The sequence below is a fragment of the Pseudomonas sp. LAMO17WK12:I1 genome, from assembly GCF_900177315.1.
In the GTDB taxonomy this organism is placed as follows: Bacteria; Pseudomonadota; Gammaproteobacteria; order Pseudomonadales; family Pseudomonadaceae; genus Aquipseudomonas; species Aquipseudomonas marginalis.
In genome coordinates this window covers 300,726-323,834 of record NZ_FWZV01000004.1, presented here as the reverse complement: position 1 = coordinate 323,834, position 23,109 = coordinate 300,726, and the positions used below count along the sequence as shown (strand labels likewise).

At 61.0% G+C, this 23,109-nt stretch carries 28 protein-coding genes, 1 tRNA gene and 2 pseudogenes; 18 read left to right on the top strand and 13 right to left on the bottom strand.

Features of this window, described 5'->3' with window-relative positions:
* Positions 1-107 precede the first annotated feature (107 nt).
* The gene (locus tag B9N88_RS09250; RefSeq protein ID WP_027604292.1) at positions 108-1,043 is read left to right on the top strand and encodes a LysR family transcriptional regulator; all 936 of its coding nucleotides are present in this window, start codon (positions 108-110) and stop codon (positions 1,041-1,043) included.
* Between the two features lie 15 nt (positions 1,044-1,058).
* Here the strand turns inward: B9N88_RS09250 and B9N88_RS09245 are convergent, their stop codons facing one another.
* Positions 1,059-1,421: a 5-carboxymethyl-2-hydroxymuconate Delta-isomerase gene (locus B9N88_RS09245; protein ID WP_027604293.1), complete on the bottom strand. Its 363-nt coding sequence runs from the start codon at positions 1,419-1,421 to the stop codon at positions 1,059-1,061.
* Positions 1,422-1,476: 55 nt separating this feature from the next.
* Entirely contained in the window at positions 1,477-2,400 is a 924-nt protein-coding gene (locus B9N88_RS09240) for a LysR substrate-binding domain-containing protein (protein ID WP_027604294.1), read from the bottom strand.
* Positions 2,401-2,527: 127 nt separating this feature from the next.
* On the opposite strand from B9N88_RS09240, the gene B9N88_RS09235 reads away from it, so the two are divergent.
* Positions 2,528-2,707 carry a hypothetical protein gene (locus B9N88_RS09235; RefSeq protein WP_027604295.1) on the top strand — a complete coding sequence of 60 codons (180 nt, stop codon included), beginning with the start codon at positions 2,528-2,530 and terminating at the stop codon, positions 2,705-2,707.
* Between the two features lie 84 nt (positions 2,708-2,791).
* Positions 2,792-3,289: a hypothetical protein gene (locus B9N88_RS09230; protein ID WP_051429319.1), complete on the top strand. Its 498-nt coding sequence runs from the start codon at positions 2,792-2,794 to the stop codon at positions 3,287-3,289.
* On the opposite strand, the gene B9N88_RS32650 is transcribed toward B9N88_RS09230, so the two are convergent.
* Positions 3,290-3,433 carry a hypothetical protein gene (locus tag B9N88_RS32650; RefSeq protein ID WP_162844254.1) on the bottom strand — a complete coding sequence of 48 codons (144 nt, stop codon included), beginning with the start codon at positions 3,431-3,433 and terminating at the stop codon, positions 3,290-3,292.
* A 196-nt stretch (positions 3,434-3,629) separates the two neighbouring features.
* On the opposite strand from B9N88_RS32650, the gene B9N88_RS09220 reads away from it, so the two are divergent.
* A complete protein-coding gene (locus tag B9N88_RS09220; protein ID WP_027604296.1) occupies positions 3,630-4,934 on the top strand; it encodes an MFS transporter in 1,305 nt (434 codons plus the stop codon).
* Positions 4,934-5,692 (top strand): substrate-binding domain-containing protein, encoded by a 759-nt coding sequence (locus B9N88_RS09215; RefSeq protein WP_027604297.1) that lies wholly within the window; start codon positions 4,934-4,936, stop codon positions 5,690-5,692. Before B9N88_RS09220 ends, B9N88_RS09215 begins: the two co-directional genes overlap by 1 nt.
* Here the strand turns inward: B9N88_RS09215 and B9N88_RS32890 are convergent.
* Positions 5,690-5,884 (bottom strand): annotated as a pseudogene (locus tag B9N88_RS32890) (LysR family transcriptional regulator); the annotation flags it as partial. The gene B9N88_RS09215 and the pseudogene B9N88_RS32890 sit on opposite strands and share 3 nt — an antisense overlap.
* Positions 5,885-6,004: 120 nt before the next feature.
* Here B9N88_RS32890 and B9N88_RS09205 point away from each other — a divergent pair.
* From B9N88_RS09205 to B9N88_RS09170, 8 genes are all read left to right on the top strand, one after another.
* Positions 6,005-6,856, top strand: coding sequence for an STAS domain-containing protein (locus tag B9N88_RS09205; RefSeq protein WP_027604298.1), 852 nt, complete (start codon positions 6,005-6,007; stop codon positions 6,854-6,856).
* Between the two features lie 2 nt (positions 6,857-6,858).
* On the top strand, positions 6,859-7,221 hold the full coding sequence (locus B9N88_RS09200; protein ID WP_027604299.1) for an STAS domain-containing protein: 363 nt from the start codon (positions 6,859-6,861) through the stop codon (positions 7,219-7,221).
* Positions 7,218-7,622 carry an ATP-binding protein gene (locus B9N88_RS09195; RefSeq protein ID WP_027604300.1) on the top strand — a complete coding sequence of 135 codons (405 nt, stop codon included), beginning with the start codon at positions 7,218-7,220 and terminating at the stop codon, positions 7,620-7,622. Before B9N88_RS09200 ends, B9N88_RS09195 begins: the two co-directional genes overlap by 4 nt.
* Positions 7,613-8,620, top strand: coding sequence for an ATP-binding protein (locus tag B9N88_RS09190; protein WP_081744396.1), 1,008 nt, complete (start codon positions 7,613-7,615; stop codon positions 8,618-8,620). The genes B9N88_RS09195 and B9N88_RS09190 overlap by 10 nt, the downstream gene beginning before the upstream one ends.
* The gene (locus B9N88_RS09185) at positions 8,613-9,476 is read left to right on the top strand and encodes a sensor histidine kinase (protein WP_027604302.1); all 864 of its coding nucleotides are present in this window, start codon (positions 8,613-8,615) and stop codon (positions 9,474-9,476) included. Before B9N88_RS09190 ends, B9N88_RS09185 begins: the two co-directional genes overlap by 8 nt.
* On the top strand, positions 9,466-11,400 hold the full coding sequence (locus tag B9N88_RS09180; RefSeq protein ID WP_027604303.1) for a response regulator: 1,935 nt from the start codon (positions 9,466-9,468) through the stop codon (positions 11,398-11,400). The genes B9N88_RS09185 and B9N88_RS09180 overlap by 11 nt, the downstream gene beginning before the upstream one ends.
* 248 nt (positions 11,401-11,648) lie before the next feature.
* Positions 11,649-11,861, top strand: coding sequence for a cold-shock protein (locus tag B9N88_RS09175; RefSeq protein ID WP_027604304.1), 213 nt, complete (start codon positions 11,649-11,651; stop codon positions 11,859-11,861).
* A gap of 67 nt (positions 11,862-11,928) precedes the next feature.
* Positions 11,929-12,141 carry a cold-shock protein gene (locus B9N88_RS09170; RefSeq protein WP_027604305.1) on the top strand — a complete coding sequence of 71 codons (213 nt, stop codon included), beginning with the start codon at positions 11,929-11,931 and terminating at the stop codon, positions 12,139-12,141.
* A gap of 13 nt (positions 12,142-12,154) precedes the next feature.
* Here the strand turns inward: B9N88_RS09170 and B9N88_RS33245 are convergent, their stop codons facing one another.
* Both B9N88_RS33245 and B9N88_RS33240 read right to left on the bottom strand, forming a co-directional pair.
* Complete coding sequence (locus B9N88_RS33245; RefSeq protein ID WP_371856053.1) at positions 12,155-12,964, bottom strand: methyl-accepting chemotaxis protein; 810 nt, start codon at positions 12,962-12,964, stop codon at positions 12,155-12,157.
* A gap of 48 nt (positions 12,965-13,012) precedes the next feature.
* Positions 13,013-13,780, bottom strand: a pseudogene (locus B9N88_RS33240) (MCP four helix bundle domain-containing protein); the annotation flags it as partial.
* Positions 13,781-14,348: 568 nt separating this feature from the next.
* On the opposite strand from B9N88_RS33240, the gene B9N88_RS09155 reads away from it, so the two are divergent.
* Together B9N88_RS09155 and B9N88_RS09150 are read left to right on the top strand one after the other, a co-directional pair.
* Positions 14,349-14,651 (top strand): type II toxin-antitoxin system HigB family toxin, encoded by a 303-nt coding sequence (locus B9N88_RS09155; protein WP_027604307.1) that lies wholly within the window; start codon positions 14,349-14,351, stop codon positions 14,649-14,651.
* Positions 14,652-14,654: 3 nt separating this feature from the next.
* Positions 14,655-15,026 carry a helix-turn-helix domain-containing protein gene (locus B9N88_RS09150; protein WP_027604308.1) on the top strand — a complete coding sequence of 124 codons (372 nt, stop codon included), beginning with the start codon at positions 14,655-14,657 and terminating at the stop codon, positions 15,024-15,026.
* Positions 15,027-15,166: 140 nt separating this feature from the next.
* On the opposite strand, the gene B9N88_RS09145 is transcribed toward B9N88_RS09150, so the two are convergent.
* From B9N88_RS09145 to dapA, 5 genes are all read right to left on the bottom strand, one after another.
* A tRNA-Ser gene (locus tag B9N88_RS09145) sits at positions 15,167-15,256 on the bottom strand.
* A gap of 83 nt (positions 15,257-15,339) precedes the next feature.
* Positions 15,340-16,053 carry a phosphoribosylaminoimidazolesuccinocarboxamide synthase gene (gene purC / locus B9N88_RS09140; protein ID WP_027604309.1) on the bottom strand — a complete coding sequence of 238 codons (714 nt, stop codon included), beginning with the start codon at positions 16,051-16,053 and terminating at the stop codon, positions 15,340-15,342.
* 27 nt (positions 16,054-16,080) lie between these two features.
* Complete coding sequence (locus B9N88_RS09135; protein ID WP_027604310.1) at positions 16,081-16,839, bottom strand: MBL fold metallo-hydrolase; 759 nt, start codon at positions 16,837-16,839, stop codon at positions 16,081-16,083.
* Between the two features lie 4 nt (positions 16,840-16,843).
* Positions 16,844-17,959, bottom strand: a complete 1,116-nt coding sequence (gene bamC, locus B9N88_RS09130) for an outer membrane protein assembly factor BamC (protein ID WP_027604311.1) — start codon at positions 17,957-17,959, stop codon at positions 16,844-16,846.
* 17 nt (positions 17,960-17,976) lie between these two features.
* Positions 17,977-18,855, bottom strand: coding sequence for a 4-hydroxy-tetrahydrodipicolinate synthase (dapA, locus tag B9N88_RS09125; RefSeq protein WP_027604312.1), 879 nt, complete (start codon positions 18,853-18,855; stop codon positions 17,977-17,979).
* A 273-nt stretch (positions 18,856-19,128) separates the two neighbouring features.
* Between dapA and B9N88_RS09120 the strand changes: the two genes are divergently transcribed.
* On the top strand, positions 19,129-19,689 hold the full coding sequence (locus B9N88_RS09120) for a glycine cleavage system transcriptional repressor (protein ID WP_003172487.1): 561 nt from the start codon (positions 19,129-19,131) through the stop codon (positions 19,687-19,689).
* A gap of 10 nt (positions 19,690-19,699) precedes the next feature.
* Positions 19,700-20,173 carry a peroxiredoxin gene (locus B9N88_RS09115; protein ID WP_027604313.1) on the top strand — a complete coding sequence of 158 codons (474 nt, stop codon included), beginning with the start codon at positions 19,700-19,702 and terminating at the stop codon, positions 20,171-20,173.
* Between the two features lie 49 nt (positions 20,174-20,222).
* Here B9N88_RS09115 and B9N88_RS09110 read toward each other — a convergent pair whose 3' ends face one another.
* Together B9N88_RS09110 and B9N88_RS09105 are read right to left on the bottom strand one after the other, a co-directional pair.
* Positions 20,223-21,293 carry an AI-2E family transporter gene (locus B9N88_RS09110; RefSeq protein ID WP_027604314.1) on the bottom strand — a complete coding sequence of 357 codons (1,071 nt, stop codon included), beginning with the start codon at positions 21,291-21,293 and terminating at the stop codon, positions 20,223-20,225.
* Between the two features lie 31 nt (positions 21,294-21,324).
* Positions 21,325-21,564: a sulfurtransferase TusA family protein gene (locus tag B9N88_RS09105; protein ID WP_010212198.1), complete on the bottom strand. Its 240-nt coding sequence runs from the start codon at positions 21,562-21,564 to the stop codon at positions 21,325-21,327.
* A 95-nt stretch (positions 21,565-21,659) separates the two neighbouring features.
* Between B9N88_RS09105 and B9N88_RS09100 the strand changes: the two genes are divergently transcribed.
* Positions 21,660-23,093: a M48 family metalloprotease gene (locus tag B9N88_RS09100; RefSeq protein WP_027604315.1), complete on the top strand. Its 1,434-nt coding sequence runs from the start codon at positions 21,660-21,662 to the stop codon at positions 23,091-23,093.
* Positions 23,094-23,109 lie beyond the last annotated feature (16 nt).

Here is a 23,109-nt window from a genome sequence, read left to right as displayed (position 1 = left end):
ACAAACATAGAAACGCCCTACAGAGCTTTCTATTGGTACGGCCGTTCCGTTAAGCTTTCGCGCTGTCTTGTACTGACTTCGGTACATGGGGTTTACGGACGAAACCGATGTTAAACAGTAACTTGCTCAGAAAACTCGATATGCAGGACTTGATGGTGTTTATCGCCGTCTATGACCAGAGCAGCGTTACCGACGTGTCAGAAACGCTGTTCGTCAGCCAGTCCACCGTGAGCTACAGCCTGAAGAAACTGCGGACCAGTTTTGAAGACGAACTGTTTATCAACACGCGGGCGGGCATGCGGCCTACGTACAAGGCTACTACCATGTACGCCCATGTGCAGAAGATCCTCGAAAGCATCAACCTGTGCCACGCCGGTGGCCAGGCCTTCGACCCGACCCAGAAGGCCGTGACCTTCAATGTCTGCGCGCCGGAGTACTTCGAACAACTGATCCTGCCGCGCCTGTTGAAGCATTTCGACCGCGCCGACCTGCCGGTGATCGTCAATGTGCAGAAACTGGAAGCCGACATCCCCGCCGACGACCTGCGCGAGGGCCGCCTGGACCTGGTGATCTGCTTCGGACCGCACTTTCACCGCGCCCATAAAGACTTCAAGACCCAGATGCTGCTGGAGGACGATCTGGTGTGCGTCTTCGATAAACGCTCGGCACCGCGCGAGCCGGCATTCAGCCTGCAATCATTCGTCGAGCGGCGCCACGTGTTCCCCACGCCATGGACGTCCGACACCAACATGATCGACGGCTGGCTGGCGCGCCAGGCCCACAAGCGCCAGGTGATCGCCCGCGCCAACAGCTACAGCGCGGCGCTGAAGATGATCACCGGCACCGACTTCATCGTCACCCTGCCGCGCCGCGTGCAGAAACTGCTGGCACCGGCGACGGTGTTCGGCCACTGCGAGGCCCCCAACGGGTTGCCGGGGTTCACCCTGGATATGCAGTGGAATGAAAGCAGTGAACAGGACAGTGCCAATACCTGGTTTCGTGAACAGGTGGTGAAGGTGTGTGCGGATCAGGGATTACTCTGACTTCTGTGGCGAGGGTTAGCCGATGGCGACTTTGCTGTAGGAATCGCGATCCATGTCGACCAGCTGGACACTGAGTTGAACCTGCAGATCCGTCGGCCAGTCGCCCAGATCCTGCAACGCTGCCAGCAGGCTTTGCGACAATTGCTGCTTGACCTGCGGCGACCGCCCGCTGAGCAGTGACAGCTTCACCGCGATGAAAGCGCGTGGGTTGAGGGAGGTGCCGACCTGAAAACTCTCGAGCTTCACGGCGCGGCTTTTGATATCGAACTCGGAACCGAACTGCCCGGACGCCATCAGCACATTGTTGAGCCGCAACAGGGTTTTCTCGACGGCCAGGTTTGTCAGGTTGGCGGTGTATTCCAAGTGCAGGTGTGGCATGGATGACTCCGAGTCATTCGTAGGAAAGTCTGTAGATATAGCACGGATAAAAGCCTCAGGCCTTGTTCGCCTGACCTCGATCGCTCATGAACGCTTCCAGCCGCGAACGCACCCAGCGTTCGGCCGGGTCGGTGTCCACATGACTGAGCCAGACCATGGACAAATCCAGAGTCGGCGTCTCGAACGGAAACGGCTCGCAGAACAGGTTGCCCGACACCGCCATGGCCTCGGCGGTGTAGTCCGGCAGGCTGGCGATCAAGTCGGTCCCGGCCAGCAGCGCGGGCAATGCGCTGTATTGCGGCACCGACAACACCACATGGCGCTTGCGGCCGATTTCCGCCAGCCACTCATCGGCAAACCCGGACACGTTGGCGGTGTGGGACACCAGCACATGGGGGCGCGAGCAATATTCATCGAGGGTCAGCGGGGTGTCCGAGGCATCGGCGCGCAGCAGTCGCGGACGAATGTGGCGCAGCAGCTTGCGCTTGGCATTCGCCGGCAGGCCACGGGTCTGGGTGATGCCGACGGTAATATGGCCGGACGCCAGCAGATCGGGAATCCGCCAATAGTCCACGTGCTGCACCACGAACACCACCTGCGGCGCTTCCTGGCGCAAGGCGCGCAACAACGGTGGCAACAGGCCGAACTCGACGTCGTCGGACAGGCCGATGCGAAAGGTCATGGTGCTGATGGATGGGTCGAAATCGTGGGTCAGGCTCAAGGCCGACGACAGTGAGTCCAGGGCGGGCGACAGGTGCTGGATGATTTCCTCGGCGCGCGCGGTAGGTTCCATGCGATGGCCGACGCGAATGAACAGCGGGTCGTTGAACAGGGTGCGCAGACGGTTGAGGGCCGAACTGATGGTCGGCTGGCCGAGAAACAGCTTCTCGGCCACCCGCGTCACATTGCGCTCGAGCATCAGTGCTTCGAAGACCACCATCAGGTTGATGTCGGCCTTGCGTAATTCATTGCGATTCATCGGCGCCTGCCCCTAGCCCAAGACAAGCCGCAGTTTAGAAAGCCGGGCCGGCCGCGTCTATGTGCACACTGTTCATCACCCGGCTTTGGGACTATAAACAGCGCTCGAACGTCGCAGGAACACTACCGTGCTGGTCATTTTTGGCCTGGCCATTCTGGTGGCCGGACTCTGCCTCTGGCTTATCCGCTTTGTCACCCGCCCCACCGCCCGCACCTTGTTGCGGGTGTTCGTCGGCCTGTGCCTGGCAGCAGTGGTGGCGTACCTGGTGCTGGCCTCGGGTTTTCCTGTTTCGTTGCTGGTTTCATAACGCCCCTTCTTTGAACTGGATGCTATTGCCTTGATAAACAGCCGCAACATCGCACTACCGCTGTTACTGGCCGGATGTACCGCCATGACGCCCTACAAGGCACCGCTCGAAGGCCCGCGCGCGCAGCTCAAAAGTGAGTTGAGCACCCACGCCAGCTACAACGAATGGCTGTCTGTCAGCGTTTCGACGGATCATGAATGCCTGCAAGGCAGGGTGGGAACGCCGAGTAAGGAAACCGCACTGTTTGCGGTGCACAGCAGCACTTCGCGCCCCGACGGTTACGTGGACATCGCCGCCGACCAACCGCTGCACTTGATCGTGTCGGGCCTGGCGAGCGCCGGCCGGCGCTGTGTGATTGAGTTCAACACCCAGTTCGCCGCCCAGGGACGCTACCTGCTCAAAGGCGGGATTGCCGACGCCGACAGTGGGTGGTGTCGCGTTAAGGTGATCAATGCCGATACCGGCGCCGCGCTGGCGGAATTCGAAACCCCGACCCAGGTAACACCCGACCCCACGGAGAGCCCTTCGTGGAGGCAGTTCATGGCCCGTCAAGGGTGCTTTTTGGCTCCGGCCGAACATTGATCAGGGCTTGAGCGGACGCTCCTGATCCCGCTCGGACAGCTCAGTGCCGTCGTCCGGGTGCTTCCAGGTCTGGGGTTTTTCCTCTTCATGTCGCCGGGGTTGCTCATGCTCCGGCTCATCTTGGCGCTTCGGTTCATTGCCCATAGCCATCTCCCCTCCGTAAGAATGGGTCATACCTTCCAGCATAGAACAGAGCGGGATCTTTGACAGACACGCAAATTCATAACCAACAGACATTAATCAATCCATATTTTTCACTTTTCATTTCTAAATGTGTCAGCCACTATCCTCGGTCTTACGCGAAACAAGCATTTAAAAAGAACGCTGGAGACACAAACCCATGACTAGCCCTTCCCGGCCCGATTCTGCCCGTTCGAAAGTAGGTGCGGTATTCCGCGTTACTTCGGGCAACTTCCTTGAACAATTCGACTTCTTTCTGTTCGGCTTCTACGCCACCTACATCGCTGCCGCGTTCTTCCCTGCCGCCAATGAATTTGCGTCATTAATGATGACCTTCGCCGTGTTCGGCGCGGGCTTCCTGATGCGCCCACTGGGCGCCATCATCCTCGGCGCTTATATCGATGACGTCGGTCGCCGCAAAGGGTTGATCGTGACCTTGTCGATCATGGCCAGCGGCACGCTGTTGATCGTGCTGGTGCCGGGCTATCACACCATTGGCCTGTGGGCCCCGCTGCTGGTGCTGGTGGGCCGCTTGCTGCAAGGCTTTTCGGCCGGTGCGGAGCTGGGCGGTGTGTCGGTGTACCTGTCTGAAATGGCCACCCCAGGCCGCAAGGGGTTCTACACCAGTTGGCAATCGGGCAGCCAACAGATCTCCATCGTGGTCGCCGCCGCCCTGGGCTATGGCTTGAACGTGTGGATGGAACCGGCGGTGGTTGCCGATTGGGGCTGGCGCATTCCGTTCGCCATCGGTTGCGTGATCATCCCCTTTATCTTTGTGTTGCGTCGCAACCTGCAGGAAACCGAAGAATTCGCCAACCGCAAGCATCGCCCGACCATGCGCGAGGTGCTGGCCACACTGGTGAAAAACTGGACCGTGGTCATCGGCGGCATGCTGATGGTGGCCATGACCACCACCGCGTTCTACCTGATCACCGTGTACGCGCCGACCTTCGGCAAGACCGTGCTGCAACTGAGCACCTCCGACGCGCTGCTGGTGACCTTGCTGGTGGCGGTGTCGAACTTTGTCTGGCTGCCGATCGGCGGCACCCTGAGCGACCGCTTCGGCCGCAAGCCGGTGCTGATCGCCATGACCGCGTTGACGGTACTCACGGCTTATCCAGCGCTGTCCTACGTGGTGAATGCACCGAGCTTCGCCCATATGCTGGAGACGCTGCTGTGGTTCTCGTTCCTGTACGGCATGTACAACGGCGCGATGATCCCCGCCCTCACGGAAATCATGCCGGTGGAAGTGCGCGTGGCGGGCTTCTCCCTGGCCTACAGCCTGGCGACCGCGATCTTCGGTGGGTTTACCCCGGCGATCTCCACCTGGTTTATTCACATCACTGAAGACAAGGCCTCGCCGGCCTATTGGATGATGTTCGCTGCGTTGTGCGCGCTGTGTTCGACCCTGGCGCTGTATCGTCGCGCCAACGCACGCGGGCAGGTGATGCAGGGGGCGGCGTGATGAAGTCTCTGTTCAAGACCCTGGCGGCCCTGGCCCTCGGTGCCCTGGCGCTGACGGCCCAGGCCGAGGAACTCAAGGTGATGACCTCCGGTGGCTTCACCGCCGCCTATAAACTGCTGGGCCCGCAATACGCCCAGCACAGCGGCGACACCCTCGATACCGTCCTCGGCCCGTCCATGGGCAAGGCGCCGGAAGCGATTCCCAACCGCCTGGCCCGTGGTGAACATGCCGACGTGGTGATCATGGTCGGCTATGCCCTGGATGACTTGATCAAACAAGGCAAGGTCGACCCGGCGTCCCGCGTGGAACTGGCGGATTCGCGCATCGGCCTGGTGGTGAAGGCAGGTGCGACCAAACCCGCGATCGGCACCGATGCCGAACTCAAGGCCGTACTGAGCAAGGCCAAGTCCGTGGCGTATTCGGACAGCGCCAGCGGTGTGTATGTCGAGAAAGAGCTGTTCAAGAAGCTCGGCATGCCCGCCAAAGGCACCATGATCGAACGCCTCCCGGTGGCCGAACAGGTCGCCAAGGGCGATTACGAGGTGGGCTTGCAGCAGGTGGCGGAGTTATTGCCGGTGCCGGGTGTGACGTACGTCGGCAAGATCCCGGAAGACGTGCAATCGGTGACGCGCTTTGCGGCGGGCATTCCGGTCAATGCCGAACACCCTGCACAGGCCAAGGCCTTGTTGCAATTCCTCGCGTCGCCCCAGGCACAACCGGTGGTGCAATCCACCGGCCTGGACTCGGTGGCACACTGACCGAAACGGCATCTCGCGCACCAACCGCTCCAATTCCAGCGCCGCCGGCGGCCAGCTCCGTCCGCGGCGTTTGATCAAGCCCACATTACCCATCACCTGCGGTTCCACCCACCGCACACTCAGCCAAATGGGCTGCTCCGACGCCAGTATCGCGATCGACGGCAGCATGGCCCCCCATCCCGCCTCCACCAGTCTGAAGCGCCCGGTCCACAGGGCTTGAGGCAAATGAACGAAAACCTTCGAAACAATTCAAAGCACTTCAATTTAGTATAAATTGCATGCCACTCAACAAGGCATTCAAGGAGGTTTCCCGTGGCAACTCTGCAAGCTCACACCATCCAGGCACTGCACACCCATCGCCCGACCCTGCTGACCGAATGGGTTGCCAGCCTTGAAGCTTCGGGGGCCACGCGTAACGTCAAGGCCGAAGACACCCGGCAGCAGGCCAACGACTTCCTCAACCTGCTCATCGCGGCGCTGCAGCAAGGCGGTTCCCAGCCGGTCAACCATGAAAACTGGGCAGAAACCCGGGTATTCCTGGAAAAGCTCTCCCACAGCCGCGCCCTGGTCGGCCAGGACTCGCAACAGACCGCCAGCTTTATCTTTGCCCTCAAGGGCCCGCTGTTCGCCCTGCTGCAACGGGAGTACGCCGAACAACCGACGCAACTGGCCGAACAACTGTGGGAAATCTCCGAGCTGCTTGACGCGCTGGGCATGCACACCATCCGTACGTTCCAGAAATCCCGTGAGTCGGTGATCAAGCGCCAGCAGGAAGAATTGCTGGAACTGTCCACCCCGGTGGTCAAGCTGTGGGACGGCGTGCTGGCCCTGCCGATGATCGGCACCCTGGATTCGCAACGCACCCAGGTGGTCATGGAGTCCCTGCTGCAGCGCATCGTCGACACCGGCTCGGAAATCGCCATCATCGACATCACCGGCGTACCCACCGTGGACACCCTGGTAGCCCAGCACCTGTTGAAAACCGTTACGGCCATCCGCCTCATGGGGGCCGACTGCATCATCAGCGGCGTGCGTCCGCAGATCGCCCAGACCATCGTGCACCTGGGCCTCGACCTGCAAGGCGTGGTGACCAAGGCCAACCTGGCGGATGCCTTGGCGCTGGCCCTGAAACGCCTGGGCGTCACCATCAGCAAGGCTGTTTAAGCATGGAACGTATCCCTATTTTGCAGATGGGCGAATTCCTGCTCGTGACGATCCAGGTCGACATGCATGACCAGCTCGCGCTGACGCTGCAGGACGACCTGTCCGAGCGCATCAGCCGTACATCGGCCCGGGGCGTGCTGATCGACATTTCGGCGCTGGACATGGTCGACTCGTTTATCGGCCGCATGATCGGCACCATTTCCGGCCTGTCGCGCATCATGGATGCCCAGACCGTGCTGGTAGGCATGCAGCCGGCCGTGGCGATCACGCTGGTGGAACTGGGCATGACCCTGCCGGGCGTGGCCACCGCGTTGAACGTCGAGCGCGGCATGAAGTTGCTGCGTGACCGGGTAGATCACTCATGACCCAGGCCAGCAGTGGCACTCACCCGGTGCTCATCGAACAGGACGTAGTGCTGGCCCGACAATTGGTGCGCAAGCTGGCCCAGGAATGCGGCATGCGCCTGATCGACCTGACCAAGCTGGTCACCGCCGTCAGTGAGCTGGCGCGCAACACCGTGGTGTACGGCGGCGGCGGCCATATGGATTGGGCCGTGGTCGAAAAAGACCACCGCCCAGGCCTGCGCCTGACCTTTCGCGACGAAGGGCCGGGCATCCCCGACCTCAAGTTGGCGATGACCGACGGCTGGACCTCCGGCAGCGGCCTGGGCCTGGGCCTGACCGGCGCCAAGCGGTTGGTGGACGAGTTTGAACTGGACACCGCACCCGGCCAGGGCACCCGCGTGACGATTACCCGATGGGCCTGAATATTCCCAGTGCCCTGACCCAGGTGTTGTTGATCGAGGATGTCAGCCAGATCGGCCATGCCCGACGCACCGCGCAACAGTTGGCCGAACAATCGGGTTTCGACGAGACCGATGCCGGCCGCGTGGCACTGGTGGCCACCGAGCTGGCCAGCAATATCCTCAAGCATGCCGCCCATGGCCAATTGCATCTGCGCCTCACGGGTAACCAGGGCGTGGAGCTGATCGCCGTGGACCGTGGCCAGGGCTTTGACCTGGACAGTTGCCTGGTGGACGGCTTTTCCACCGGCGGCACCCAGGGCATCGGCATGGGCGCCATTTCGCGTGTGGCCCAGGTGTTCGACGTGTACGCCGATCAGCGCGGAACGGCGATGCTGGCGCGCCTGTATCCACGGGCATCGGCCAGCAAAGATATGCGCTACGGCGTCAGCCAGCATTCCCTGCACGACGACCCGGCCTGCGGCGATGCCTGGCACCTGGTGATCGAACCCGGCCGGTTCAGCGTGATGGTAGCCGACGGCCTGGGCCATGGCAGCGAAGCCGAACGCGCGGCGCAGGCCGGCGAAGCGGTGTTTGCCCAAGACGCCTTCTTCGACGCAGGCGAGCTGTTCAACGACCTGCATATCGGCATGAACGGCACCCGCGGCGCAGCCGTGGCCGTGGCGCAGTACGATGCCACGGCAGACAGCCTGCGCTTTACCGGGGTGGGCAATATCGGCGCCAGCCTGATCGGCCCCGGCAAGTCCCGCGGGCTGGCGTCCCATCCGGGGATCGTCGGCGTGCAGTTTCGCAAGGCGCAGCCCTTCGACTACGCTCAAGTGGGTGGCCAGATGCTGATCCTCTACAGCGACGGCCTGCAGTCACGCTGGAACCTGGCGGACTATCCCGGGCTTTCCCATCGCCACCCCGCCCTGATCGCCGCCGTCCTGCACCGTGATTTCTGTCGCGGCCGGGATGACGTTACCGTCTTTGTGATTGCCCTGGAGGCCATCGATGGCTGACACCACCGTTTCGCTTGAGGAGCAAGTGCGAACGCTTCGCCTGGAAGCCGATGCACTGCGCGCCGAACTGGACGAAACCAACCAGGGCGTATTGGCACTCTATGCCGAGCTGGATACCCAGGCCGACCAACTGCGCCAGGCGTCGGACCTGAAAAGCCGTTTCCTGTCGTACATGAGCCATGAATTCCGCACGCCCCTGGGCTCGATCCTGAGCATCACCAGTCTGTTGGCCGACGAACTCGACGGTCCCCTGAGCCCTGAGCAGCACACACAGGTCGGGTTTATCCGCAGCTCGGCACGCGAACTGCGGGAAATGGTCGACGACCTGCTGGACCTGGCCAAGATCGAGGCCGGGCGCATCACGATCTCGCCGGCCTGGTTCGACATGTTCGATCTGTTCTCGGCGTTGCGCGGGATGTTCCGCCCGATCGTCGATGCGACGTCGGTGGACTTGATCTTCGAAGAGCCGATCGGCTTGCCCAAGCTGTACACCGATGACAAGAAGCTCGCGCAGATCCTGCGCAACTTCATTTCCAACGCCCTGAAGTTCACGGTGCAAGGTGAAGTGCGAGTGTCGGCGCAAAGAGTGGGTGATCAGGAAATCCGCTTTGCCGTGCACGACACCGGCCTGGGCATTCCGGCCGAATTGCATAGCAACCTGTTCGAAGACTTTTCCCAGATCGATTCGCCGCTGCAAAAACGCCTGCGCGGCACCGGCCTGGGGCTGTCGCTGTGCAAACGCTTTGCCGAGTTGCTCGGCGGCCGCGTCGGCGTGGAAAGTACCCCAGGCGTGGGCTCGATGTTCTTCGTGATCATTCCTCTCTCTATTCCTGGCGGGCTTGTTGATGAACCGTGACATCCAACTGCTGATCGTCGACGACAACGCGGCGACCCGCTATGCCCTGCGCCGGCGCCTGGAGAACCATGACTACCGCGTGCTCGAGGCCGGCACCGGCCAGGAAGGGCTGGACCTGATCGCCAGCCAAAAGATCGACGGGCTGATCCTCGACGTCAACCTGCCGGACATGAGCGGCTTCGACATCGTACGCGGGCTGCGCGCCGATCCGGTCACGGCCTTGCTGCCGGTGGTGCACGTGTCGGCCGCCTCCATCGAGACCGGCGATATCATCACCGGCCTGGATGCCGGGGCCGATGCCTACCTGATCCACCCCATCGACCCCGATGTGCTGCTGGCGACCCTGCGGACCTTGCTGCGGGTGCGCGACACCGAATATGCGCTGCGCGAGAGCGAGGCACGCTTTCGCGAAATATTCTTCAATATCAGCGCACCGATTGCGGTCATGGATGCGCAGCTCAAGGTCCACGAATGTAACCACGCCTTCGCCCAATTGATTCACGACAACCTCAACCCCGACGCCCTGCTGGAGTGCTTCGCCGCCGATCAACTCGGCGTGCTCCAGGAACTGTGCCAGCGCCTGGCTGCCGGCGAGCGCTGGAAGGGCACCCTGCACATGAAGGTCGACGGTCAGTTGCGCGAGACCGAATGGCAGGTTTCGCCCTACCGCAGCGCCGAATTGAGCCTGGTGTTTGTCGAAGACGTCACCGAGCACCGCCACCGCGAGCGGCACCAACAGGCCGAGCTGGCCAACGCCGCCACCCAGTTGGCACGTACCGAGGCGCAACTGTTGCAGGCGCAGAAGATGGATGCCCTGGGCAAGCTCACCGGCGGCATTGCCCATGACTTCAACAACCTGCTGACCGGGATCATCACCAGCCTGGAGCTGATCAAGAAACGCATCGAGACCCAGCGCACCGACAAGGTCATGGCCTATGCCGATGCAGCGTTGAGCTCGGCCCTCAGCGCCGCCGGCCTGACCAACCGCCTGCTCGCCTTCGCCCGCCAGCAGCCGCTGGACACACGGCCGATCGACATCAACGCGCATATCCGCTCCCTGGAGGAACTGCTGGTACGCACCATCGGTGAACATATCGCGCTGAAGCTGGAGCTGACCCACAACCCTGCCGTGGCGATGGTCGATCCGATCCAGCTGGAAAGTGCGGTGCTGAACCTGGTGATCAACGCCCGCGACGCGCTGCCCAAGGGCGGCACTGTCTGGGTGACGACTTACCCGGCCTACTCCAGTGGCAACCTGAAACTGGAAAACGGCGCCTACATCGCCCTGTCGGTGCGGGACAACGGGGTGGGCATCGAACACAGCGTCATCGACAAAGTCTTCGACCCTTTCTTCACCACCAAGCCGCTGGGCCAGGGTACCGGGCTGGGCCTGTCGACCATCTACGGGTTTGCCCGCCAGTCCGGCGGCGATGCACAGATCCGCAGCGTGACCCGCCAGGGCACCGAAGTGACCATCATGCTTCCCGCCGCCAGCGGGCCTGCCAGCATCGTGACCAAGCCTCTGGCCGCACCCGGCCAGAGCCAGGGCGAACATGTGCTGGTCGTCGAAGACATGCCTTCGGTGCGCAGCTTTGTCGCCGAAATCCTGGCCGACGCCGGCTACCGTTGCAGCCTGGCCGCCAATGGTGACGAAGCGGTGGTCTGCCTGCGCAGCGACCCGAGCATCAACCTGTTGTTGACCGACGTCGGCCTGCCCTTTATGACCGGGCGCGAACTGGCAGACGTGGCACGCGAGATCCGCCACACCTTGCCGATCCTGTTCATGACCGGCTACGCGGAAAATGCCGCGAACCGGCAAAGTTTCCTCGGCGAAGGCATGGATCTGATTTCCAAGCCGTTTCACATCGATGAGTTGCTGGAAAAGATCCGCCGTGGGCTGGATGGGACGGCAGGCGAGCGTTAGAAGGGACAGGGGCACCACGCCAAAAGGCACCTGCCTGGTGCCCGAAGGCGGCGAAAACCGAATGCCCGCGCGGCGCGAAAACCCACGGTAAAACGAAGCAGTATCGCGCAACGGCACAGGCGGCGAACCTGTCAGGAATGACAGTACCGCTGGTCCCGTGGCGCGTTGACGAGCAGCGGCTTCGGGACTTTGCTTATGGTTACCGCGACGAATCTGCAGCGGGGCACACCGGTTCGAGGACAGGAAGAATGAGCGACAGACAGAACGGCACAGTGAAGTGGTTCAACGATGAAAAGGGTTACGGATTCATCACGCCGGAGAGCGGCCCCGACCTGTTCGTCCACTTCAGGGCAATCGAGGGCAACGGGTTCAAAACATTGAAGGAGGGCCAGAAGGTCACCTTTGAAGCCGTACAGGGCCAGAAAGGCATGCAGGCCGATAAAGTCCAAATCGTGTCCTGACCCGCTTGATGCCCGCAGACATACCTGCCCCGACGGGCCACCTATTGCACTGGAAAGGAGAACGGCCATGCCCAGGAAAACTCCACAGACTGCAATCTCCATCAGCAGCAAGACTGCCGCCTACGATGAGCAGGACATTTTCTTTCGCAGTGCCACCACCGCCCAGGGCGGACGGCGGCTGCGCGAGGGGCAGACGGTCACCTACGAATTGGTCAGGGGCCCGGGCGGCGACTGGCAGGCCGTCAATATCGAGATCGTGGACGAGTCGACACTGAACTAGCCCGCGCATGTCACTACAGCTGAAACCTTGCGACGGCTTCGTTCAGGGAAACGGCCAGCTGCGCCAGTTCTCGACTCGATCCATTGATCTGCCCGGCGCCGGAAGAGGATTGCGCAGACAGGTCGCGAATATTGACGATGTTGCGATCGACTTCCTTGGCCACCTGGGCCTGCTCCTCGGCGGCGCTGGCGATGACCAGGTTGCGCTGGTGGATCTGGTCGATGGAGTCGGTGATCTGGCTCAATGCGCCGCCCGCGCCCTCAGCCAATGCCAGAGTGTCGGTGGCACGCTGGGTACTCGACTGCATCGAGCTCAACGCGTCGTTGGACCCCGTGCGCATCGCGGTCACCATCTGGTCGATTTCCAGGGTCGATTGCTGGGTACGGTGGGCCAGTGCACGGACTTCGTCAGCCACCACCGCAAAGCCACGCCCGGACTCACCGGCCCGCGCCGCCTCGATCGCAGCGTTGAGTGCCAGCAGGTTGGTCTGCTCGGCGATGGAGCGGATCACATCGAGCACCTTGCCGATATCCCGCGATTGCTCGGCGAGGTTCTGCACCAGGGTCGAGGTTTCGCCGATGTTGGTGCTCAGGGCTTGAATGGCGCTGACGGTTTCACCCACACGGTGCTGGCCTTCGCGCGCGGTTTCATTGGAAAGGCGAGTGGACTCGGAGGTGGACACCGCATTGCGCGCTACCTCATCCGCCGCCGAGGTCATCTCGTTGACGGCGGTGGCGGCCTGCTCGATTTCAGCGGTCTGCTTTTGCAGGCTGCGGCTGCTCTGGTCGGTGATGCCGTTGAGGTCGGTGGCCGATGACGCCATCTGCCCGGCCGACTGGCGAATCAGTTGCAAGGTCCCGCGCAGGTTGGCCTGCATGGTCTTGAGTGCCACGAGCAGGCGCGTCACTTCGTCGTCGCCGCTCACGTCCACCGTTTGGGTCAGGTCACCTTCGGCAACGTTCTCGGCAGCCCGTACGGCATGACTGAGCGGGCCGACAATGCTGCGCGTGAGCAACCAGGCCAGCAGCACGGTGCTCAACCCGGCCACGATCACAAAGCCGAACACCATGGTGCGCGAACGGCCGTACTGCGATTCGGCCGCCTGGCCTTGCTGGTTGATCTGGGCGTTGTAGTAGTCGGCCAGGGCATTGAGTTGGGCCCCGGAGCCATCCACCACGGTTTTCATATCCACCAGCAACAACTTGTTGAGCTCGGCGCCCTGCTGCTTGTCGGCAAGGATGAACGACTGCGCCAGCCCTTGCTGGTATTGGCGCAGCGAGACCTGGAACTGGTCATAGAGCGTGCGTACTTCGGGGGTGTCGATCACTGCATCGAGGTCGGCCAGCCGTTTGCTCAGGTCCTGGCTGCGGGTGTCCATCTGGCTACGGTATTGCGGGATGCTCGCCGGGTTCGGGTCCAGGGCCATGCGCAAAGAGATCGTACGAATGCGCAGCATGATTTCACGAATGTCCGCCACCAGCCGCATCTTCGGCACCAGCCCGCTTTCCACCTGCACCGCGCTGGCGCGGATGCTTGCCATGTTCGACAGTGCAAAAAAACCCAGCAGGGCCACGAGCAAAGCAATCAGGGCAAAACCCAGACCCGCACGGCGGGCGATGGACAGGCTGCGAAGGGACATTAGGGGGGACTCTCTTATTGGGGATACGATGTCGTACGAGAGTGTTTCGGCCGTGTAGGTAAAGACTTGAGGGGCGTACACCCAGGAAATGGGAAGTTATAAATATCAGTGAGTTATTTGCAGTATCGACGAGCACGGCGCCCACCAACGACAATACTGGGAACATCAAAGGATTACCCCACCAGCAGGTCTGACATGGAAAAAGCCGTCATTACTCTGGCACTGATTTCTTGCCTATACGGCTGCATCGGCGCACAACTTTCACTTCCTGAACAGAAAAACGTACGCACCACCCCTCAACAGAACCCGCCTGAACGAGCATGGTGCGGCGTGACGCTTTGGGCTGTAGTTCCAATACCCCTGAAGCTCCCCGTGTGCCGCTCACATCCCGCTCCCTCGCCCTTATATGCCTGTGGTCCTTTCATGTTCCTGGGACCGGTCATGCACGGTTACAAGGGGAATGCCTTATGTGGAGAAATGCCTTGAGAGCCCATGACACCCGTCTGGAAAACTGCTTGCTCCCATGTGCCCACTTGCAAAAGTCCCAAGGCGGGACTAGGATTTTCCCATGAGAATAGTCGCACTCAGTCAACTCAAAACCTTTTGGCACAAGCACCCGGATTCGGAGCAACCGTTCCTGGCCTGGATAGACGAAGTAAAAAACGCCGACTGGTCAAACCCGGCTGACATCAAGGAACACTTTCGCAGCGCTAGCATTCTCAAAAGCCGAAGGGTCGTCTTCAACATCAAAGGTAACGACTACAGGCTCGTGGTCGCCGTGGCCTATCGCTATGGCGCTGTCTACATCAAGTTTGTCGGTACACATAAGCAGTACGACGCAATTGACGCCGATACCGTCGAAACGGAGTAACCCATGAACATCCGACCTATCCACACCGAACAGGATTACAAGGACGCGCTCAAGTCTGTCTCTGCACTGTTCGACAACGAACCAGAACCCGGCACCCCGGAAGGTGATTACTTTGACGTAATGATCACGCTGATCGAGGCCTATGAAGCCAAACACTTTCCCATGGACCTGCCCAACCCAATCGATGCCATTCGCTTCAGAATGGAACAGTCTGGCCTGTCGGCGGCTGATCTTATTCCCGCCATTGGCCGCCAGAATCGTGTTTATGAAGTGCTGAATGGAAAACGAGCGCTGACCTTGCCAATGATTTGGAAGCTGCATGAGATGTTTGGAATTCCAGCAGAAAGCCTGATCAAGCCAGTAAGGCATGCTTGAAGATGGAATACGGTTGGTTGTGCCTGCTGGAAAGAACCACTACGGCCTTGTTTGCTGCTCGGAACGAGTAGCTCTGCCCCAAACTCTCAGAAACGAAAAAGCCCCGTAGCTTATTCAGCTACGGGGCTTTTTCTATGTAATGGCGGAGAGATAGGGATTCGAACCCTAGGTACCGGTGAAGGTACAACGGATTTCGAATCCGTCCCATTCGGCCACTCTGGCATCTCTCCAACGGCGCGCATCATAACAGCCTGTTTCGTGGAAGCAAAGCGCGGATGCGATTTTTTTCCGTGCTATCAGATGCTTGCGTCGATTAAAGCGGTACGCCGAGGCGCTTGGCGACTTCTTCGTAGGCTTCGATCACATCACCGAGGCCTTGGCGGAAGCGGTCCTTGTCCATCTTCTTCTTGGTGTCCTTGTCCCACAGGCGGCAGCCGTCCGGGCTGAATTCGTCGCCGAGGACGATGGAGCCATCGTGGAACACACCGAATTCCAGCTTGAAGTCCACCAGCAGCAGGCCTGCGTCGTCGAACAGCTTGCTCAGCACGTCGTTGACCTTGAGGGACAACTCCTTCATGCGTGCCAGTTGCTCGGCGGTGCCCCAGCCGAATGCCACGACGTGGGATTCGTTGATGAACGGGTCGCCCTTGGCGTCGTCCTTCAGGAACAGCTCGAACGTGTAAGGGTTGAGCTTGAGGCCCTCTTCCACGCCCAGGCGCTTGACCAGGCTGCCGGCGGCGTAGTTACGCACGACGCATTCCACCGGGATCATGTCCAGCTTCTTCACCAGGCACTCGTTGTCGCCCAGCAGTTTGTCGAATTGGGTCGGAATGCCGGCCGCTTCGAGTTTCTGCATGATGAAGGCGTTGAACTTGTTGTTCACCATGCCCTTGCGATCAAGTTGTTCGATGCGCTTGCCGTCGAACGCCGAGGTGTCGTTGCGAAACAGCAGGATCAGGCGGTTGGCGTCGTCGGTCTTGTAAACCGACTTGGCTTTGCCGCGGTAGAGTTCTTCACGTTTTTCCATGATGGGCTCCGCTTTGAGTGAGGTGGGCTAGGCGATATGTCGCCAGTCGAGCCCTGAATCTTGATCGGCCAGTTGCAGCCAGTCCGGGTCGCACCCGAGGGTGTCGACAAAACATTGCCGGGCAAGCGTCGGCAGGTTGTTCTTGCTGCTCAAGTGGGCCAGGACCAGGTGTTGCAGGTCTTGCCAGCCCAACTCATACACCAGGTACGCCGCCTGATGGTTGTTCAAATGTCCCAGTTCGCCGCCGACCCGTTGCTTGAGAAAGTACGGATAGTGACCGCGAGCCAACAGGTCTCGGCAGTGGTTGGACTCGATCATCAAGGCATCGAGGTTCCGGTAGCCGTCCAGTACCTTGGCGCAGTAGGAGCCCAGGTCGGTGAGCACGCCGAAACGCCGCTCTCCGTCACTGAATACATACTGCGTCGGTTCCTGGGCGTCGTGCGCCACGGCAATCACATCGATGCTCAGGGCACCGATTTGCAGCTGCTCGCCACCGGCCAGGAAACCTGCGGGTTCTATAGGTTTGCGCATCCCGCGCAGTGTGCCGCGACTGAGGTACACCGGAAGATTGTAGCGCCGAGACAGCAAACCCACGCCATGCACGTGATCGGCATGTTCGTGGGTCACCAGAATCGCGCTCAGCTGCGAGGGGTGAACCCCCAGGCGCAGCAGGCGCCGCTCGGTTTCCTTTAACGAGAAACCACAATCCACCAGCACGTACGTGTCGTCATGGGCGACCAGCGTGCCGTTCCCTTGGCTACCGCTGCCGAGAACGGCAAAACGCATCGGATCAGCCCAGGTTGTCCTGAATCACGCCCAACACCTTGCGCGCTGTTTCAGCCGGCGCGACGGTGTTGATGTTCTTCTCGACGGTGACCTGCACAGTCTCGCCAACCTTGCTCAAACGCACCTGATAACGCTCGGCGCGGGTTTCGATTTCTTCCTTGGTCGGCTTGCTGCCGAACAGTTTGCCGAAGAAACCAGGCTCTTCGTCTTTGCGCTCGGCCTTTTCAGCCACGTTGATGTAGTACAGGCCCAGGCTGCGGTTGATGTCTTCAACACGCCATGGGCCTTGCTCCAACGCGCGGCCGACGCTGGCCCAGGCGCGATCCAGGTCTTCACCCAGGTTCAGCACCACGTTGCCGCTGCCGTCCTCGGTGAGGCTGACACGGCTCGGGGTGTCGTAATCACGGGCGGCGAGCAAGGAAACGGAACCGCCCTTCTCGGAGATACGGCTCATGCTGGCCAGCATCTCGTCGACCAATGCCGAGTCGACACCGGTGTTGACCGAGCGGTTGGTGAAGTCGACGTTGGCGGTGCTGCCGGCAGGACGCTCGGCGCTGACCACGTAGACTTCACTGGTGTTGCGCTGTACGCCCGGCTCGATGCGCACACGCACTCGGGCTTCGCTGTCGGCGGCGACACCACCGGCCTGCAGGCGCTTGGCCATGGTGGCGGACAGCTCGCTGCCCTGCTGCCATGCCGTGGTGAATTCACCGGTCTGCGGGCGCTGCTCGTCGATGCGGAAACCGTTATCCTGGAAGAACTGCACCGCTACCGGCCAGACTTCGGCAGGAGGGCGCTGCGCCACGATCCAACGCGAATCACCGCTCTTCTGCAGGCTGTAGTCGCTGGCATCCGCCACGGCCGAGATCGGCTGTGGACGTGGCACGACGTATTCACCCTTGGTGGTGTCGTCGGCAACGTTGCGTGGAATCGGCAGCAACGGGTCAAGGCGCTTGGCGACGTTGACGTCCGGCGGCAGTTGCATCGGTTTGGTTGCTTGTGCTTCCAGGTAATCGCTGCCGCGGTCACGGAAGTAGCCTTCCGGGCCCCAGATCCAACCGCAGCCACTGGTGCTGGAGATAATCAAGGCAAGTGCGGAAAGTCCGGCCAATCGCTTCATGCGTAGTGCTTCCTCAATTAAACCAGGACGCCGGACTGGCGCAGGGCCTGTCGCAGCGGTTCGTGACAGGCTTCGCTGAGGCGGGTGAGCGGCAGACGGATACCGTCCGGCATCAGGCCCATCTCGAACAGCGCCCACTTCACGGGAATAGGGTTGGATTCGATAAACAGTGTCTTGTTGAGCGGCATCAGCTTCTCGTGGATCGCACGGGCGGTCACGGCGTCGCCGGCGATGGCGGCGGCACACAGGTCGCTCATGGCGCGCGGGGCCACGTTGGCGGTCACGGAGATATTGCCCTTGCCGCCCAGCAGGATCAGCTCGACAGCCGTGGCGTCGTCACCGGAATACAGCAGGAAATCGCCGCTCACCCCGGCCAGGATGTCCTTGGCGCGCTGCAGGTCGCCGGTGGCTTCCTTGATGCCGATGATGTTCGGCACGGTGGACAGGCGGATCACGGTCTCGGCCTTCATGTCGCACGCGGTACGACCCGGCACGTTATAGAGGATCTGCGGGATGTCGACGGCTTCGGCAATGGTGCGGAAGTGCTGGTACAGGCCTTCCTGGGTCGGCTTGTTGTAGTACGGGGTCACCAGCAGGCAAGCGTCGGCGCCGGCTTTCTTGGCGTTTCGGGTCAGCTCGATGGCTTCGCGCGTCGAGTTGGCGCCCGTGCCGGCGATCACGGCGATACGCCCTGCGACACGCTTGACCACGAATTCGATCACCTGGATGTGTTCTTCCACATCGAGGGTGGCCGATTCACCTGTGGTGCCGACCGCCACGATGGCGTTGGTGCCTTCTTGCAGGTGGAAGTCCACCAGTTTGCCCAGGCTGTCCCAGTCGAGATGACCTTGTGCATCCATGGGTGTGACCAGTGCCACCATACTGCCCGCAATCATGCAACCGCTCCTGCCGGAAAAAGAGAGCCGTAATGGTACTGGCGCCAAGATGCTTGTACAAGCGAAGTACCGCCTGAGGATGCGTTCTGGCGCAACTAAACGACGGGCAATGCCATCATCGGGCCAAAGCACCGGTTGAGACAGGGCAAAATCAGGCGGATCACGTAATGAAAACGCCACCTCCTATCCCTTGGCGACGCTTTTCGCTACCCTTCATGCTTTGATCGATACAGCCCTCACCGTATCGACCGCTCATCGTTTTAGGAAGGCTGCATGTCCACCCCCACAGTTCGCGAACAATTCCTTGTTATCAGTGCCCTCGGCGCCAACCCCATGGAGCTGACCAACGTCCTGTGCCGCGCCAGCCATGAAAACCGCTGTGCCGTGGTGACCTCCCGCCTGACCCGCCATGGCGAGTGCAGTGCGCTGGTCCTGCAGATTTCCGGCACCTGGGATGCCCTGGCGCGCCTGGAGACCGGCCTGCCGGGCCTGGCCAAGAAGCACGACTTCACCGTCAACGTGGTGCGCAGCGCCGCCCTGGAAAATCGCCCGCAGGCGCTTCCTTATGTGGCGTATGTCAGCTCGGCCTACCGCTCGGACATCGTCAATGAGCTGTGCCAGTTCTTCATCGACCATAACGTCGAACTGGAGAACCTGACCTGCGACACCTACCAGGCCCCGCAAACCGGCGGCACCATGCTCAACGCCACCTTCACCGTGACCCTGCCGGCCGGCGTGCAGATCAGTTGGCTGCGCGACCAGTTCCTGGATTTCGCCGATGCCCTGAACCTCGACGCGCTGATCGAGCCGTGGCGCCCACAGAACCCAATGTAAGGAAGTCATCATGGCGGTAGTCATCGATAAACCGGTCGCCGATTTCGAAGCCCAGGCCACCAGCGGCCAGACCTTCAGCCTTGCCACCCTCAAGGGCAAGCAAGTGGTGATCTATTTCTACCCGAAGGACAGCACCCCGGGCTGCACCACCGAAGGCCAGGGTTTCCGTGACCAGTACGCGGCATTCAAGGCGGCCAACACCGAGGTGTTTGGCGTGTCGCGCGACAGCGTGAAGTCCCATGAGAACTTCAAGGGCAAGCAGGAATTCCCGTTCGAGCTGATCAGCGACAAGGATGAGGCGGTCTGCCAGCTGTTCGACGTCATCAAGCTGAAGAAGCTGTACGGCAAGGAATACCTGGGTGTGGATCGCAGCACCTTCCTGATCGACAAGGACGGTGTGCTGCGCCAGGAATGGCGCGGCGTGAAAGTGCCGGGCCATGTGGACGCCGTTCTGGCCGCAGCCCAGGCGTTGAACAAGGCCTGATCTGTAGCGCGGATCACTGCGGCGATGAAGCAGTGATTCGCGCCTCCCCTTACAACAACGGTGCCACCACCGGCTCCTGCCGCGGCCACGCATCCAGCACGGCCTTGAACAGCGTCGCCAGGGGAATCGCAAAGAACACCCCCCAGAATCCCCACAGCCCACCAAACAACAACACTGCACAGATGATCGCCACCGGGTGCAGGTTGACCGCCTCCGAGAACAGCAGCGGCACCAGCACGTTGCCATCCAGGGTCTGGATGATGCCGTAGACCGCCATCAAGTAGATGAACTGGTCGCTCCAGCCCCACTGGAACAAGGCGATCAAGGTCACCGGCACCGTCACCACCACGGCACCGACATACGGCACCACCACCGAAATCCCTACCAGCAGTGCCAGCAAGGCGGCGTAGTTGAGGTCCAGTGCGATAAACGCGATGTAGGTAACGCCCCCGCAGATAATGATCTCGATGACCTTGCCACGAATGTAGTTGGCGATCTGCCGGTTCATTTCTTCGGCCACCCGGGTGATCAGCGCTCGTTCGCGGGGCAGATAGCCGCTCACCCAACGTCCGATCATGGCGCGGTCCTTGAGGAAGAAGAACACCAGGATCGGTACGAGCACCAGGTAGATCATGATGTTGACCAGCAGCGGCAGGCTGGACAGGGAAAAGGTCAGCGCCCATTGCCCGAATTTTCCGATTTCGCCCCGTGCCACTTCTATGGCCTGCAACACCTGCTCGTCCGACACCAGATGCGGGTAGCGCTCCGGCAACAGCAGCAACAACGACTGCCACTTGGCGAGCATGCCCGGCAACTCGTTGAACAACGTGATCAGTTGGTGCCACAGCAGCGGCAATACCACGACGACAAACACCACCAGCAGCCCCATGAACAAGGCGAATACCAGGCCCACTGCCGCGCCGCCCGGCAAGCGTAGACGCTCCAGGGTGGTGACCAGGCCCTGCATCAGGTAAGCCAGCACCATCCCCGCCAATACCGGCGCCAGCATGCCTCCCAAGGTGAGTACGGCCGTAAAGGCCAGAAACAGCAGGACCGCCAGCACCACGGCTTCTTCATCGGAGAAGTAGCGCTGGATCCAGTCTCGTAACACTTTGAACATCAATCAACCTCGGGTGGTAGGGGCAAACGGTTCAGGCCTTGCGCAACCAGTAACGGTACACACCGGCGGCGTCTTCTTCATGCAGCAGGGTATGGCCGGCCAGCTTGGCGAAGGTGCGAAAATCACGCTGGGAACCTGCGTCGGTGGCGATCACCTTGAGCACAGCGCCACTGGCCAATCGATTGAGTTCCAGCTTGGCCTTGAGCAGAGGCAACGGGCAATTGAGGCCGCTGGCATCGAGTTCGGCATCAAAGGCTACAGCGTCGGTCATGGTTTTACTCCGGGCACGCATTCGGGGTGCTTAGAATATCTGGTCCGAAGCTCAGTGTCCGGCTACAGTAAGCTCTTTGTCGAAAGGCTCTGTGCATGACTTTTTTGCGCCCCACCCTGCTGACGCTGGCTTGCCTGCTGGCCTCCCCAGGCTTCGCTGACGACCTGCCGTCACTTGGCGACGCCAGTTCTGCCATTGTCTCGCCGCAACAGGAATATCAGCTGGGCCGCGCCTGGCTGGCCTACCTACGGGGCCAGGTCTCGCAGTTGAACGACCCGCAGCTCAAGGATTACGTCGAAACCAGCGTGTACAAGCTGGTGGAAACCAGCCAGGTGAATGACCGGCGCCTGGAATTCATCCTGATCAACAGCCCGCAGCTGAACGCCTTTGCCGCACCCGGCGGTATCGTCGGCGTGAACGGCGGCCTGTTTCTCAATGCCCAGACCGAAGGGGAATACGCGTCGGTGCTGGCCCACGAACTGGCTCACTTGTCCCAGCGTCACTTCGCCCGTGGTGTCGAGGCGCAGCAGCGCATGCAGATCCCGATGATGGCCGCCCTCCTCGGCGGCATCATTGCGGCCGCCGCCGGTGCCGGGGATGCCGGGATTGCTGCGATTGCCGGCACCCAGGCGGCGGCCATCCAGGAACAACGACGATTCTCTCGCCAGAATGAACAGGAAGCGGACCGTATCGGCATCGTCAACCTGGAGAAAGCCGGCTACGACCCGCGTTCCATGCCGACCATGTTCGAACGCCTGATGCGTCAGTACCGCTTCGACGCCAAGCCGCCGGAATTCCTGCTGACTCACCCGGTGACCGAATCGCGTATCGCCGACACCCGCAACCGCGCGGAACAAGCCAAGGCCGGTGGCAAGGAAGACAGCCTGCGCTACCAGCTGATTCGCGCACGGGTACAGCTGCAATACGAAGACACCTCCGGACTCGCCGCCAAACGCTTCCAGGCGCAACTGGACGAAAATCCTAAAAACGACGTGGCGCGCTATGGCCTGGCCATCGCCCAGATCAAGGCCTCCCAGTTCAAGCAGGCACGGGAAAGCCTGCAACCCTTGCTGGCCAAGGCGCCCAATGACATCACCTACAACCTGGCGCAGATCCAGTTGGACATCGACAACAACCACCTGCCCGATGCCCAGCAACGCACGGATCGGATGCTGACCCAATACCCCGGCAACTACCCGCTGAATCAGATTCGGGTAGATCTGTTGCTTAAACAGAATCGCACCGCCGATGCGGAAAAGGCCCTGGATGGCTTGCTCAAGTCGCGCCCGGACGATCCGGATGTGTGGTACCAGGTCGCCGAGACGCGTGGTTTGTCGGGCAATATCATCGGCCTGCATCAGGCTCGCGCCGAATACTTTGCATTGGTGGGCGACTTCCAGCAGGCGATTCAGCAGTTGGACTTTGCCAAACGTCGCGCCGGCAGCAATTTCCCGTTGTCGTCACGTATCGATGCACGTCAGCGTGAGTTGATCGAACAGGAGCGCCTGGTTAAAGGCATGATGGGCTAAACCTATCGCCCACAAA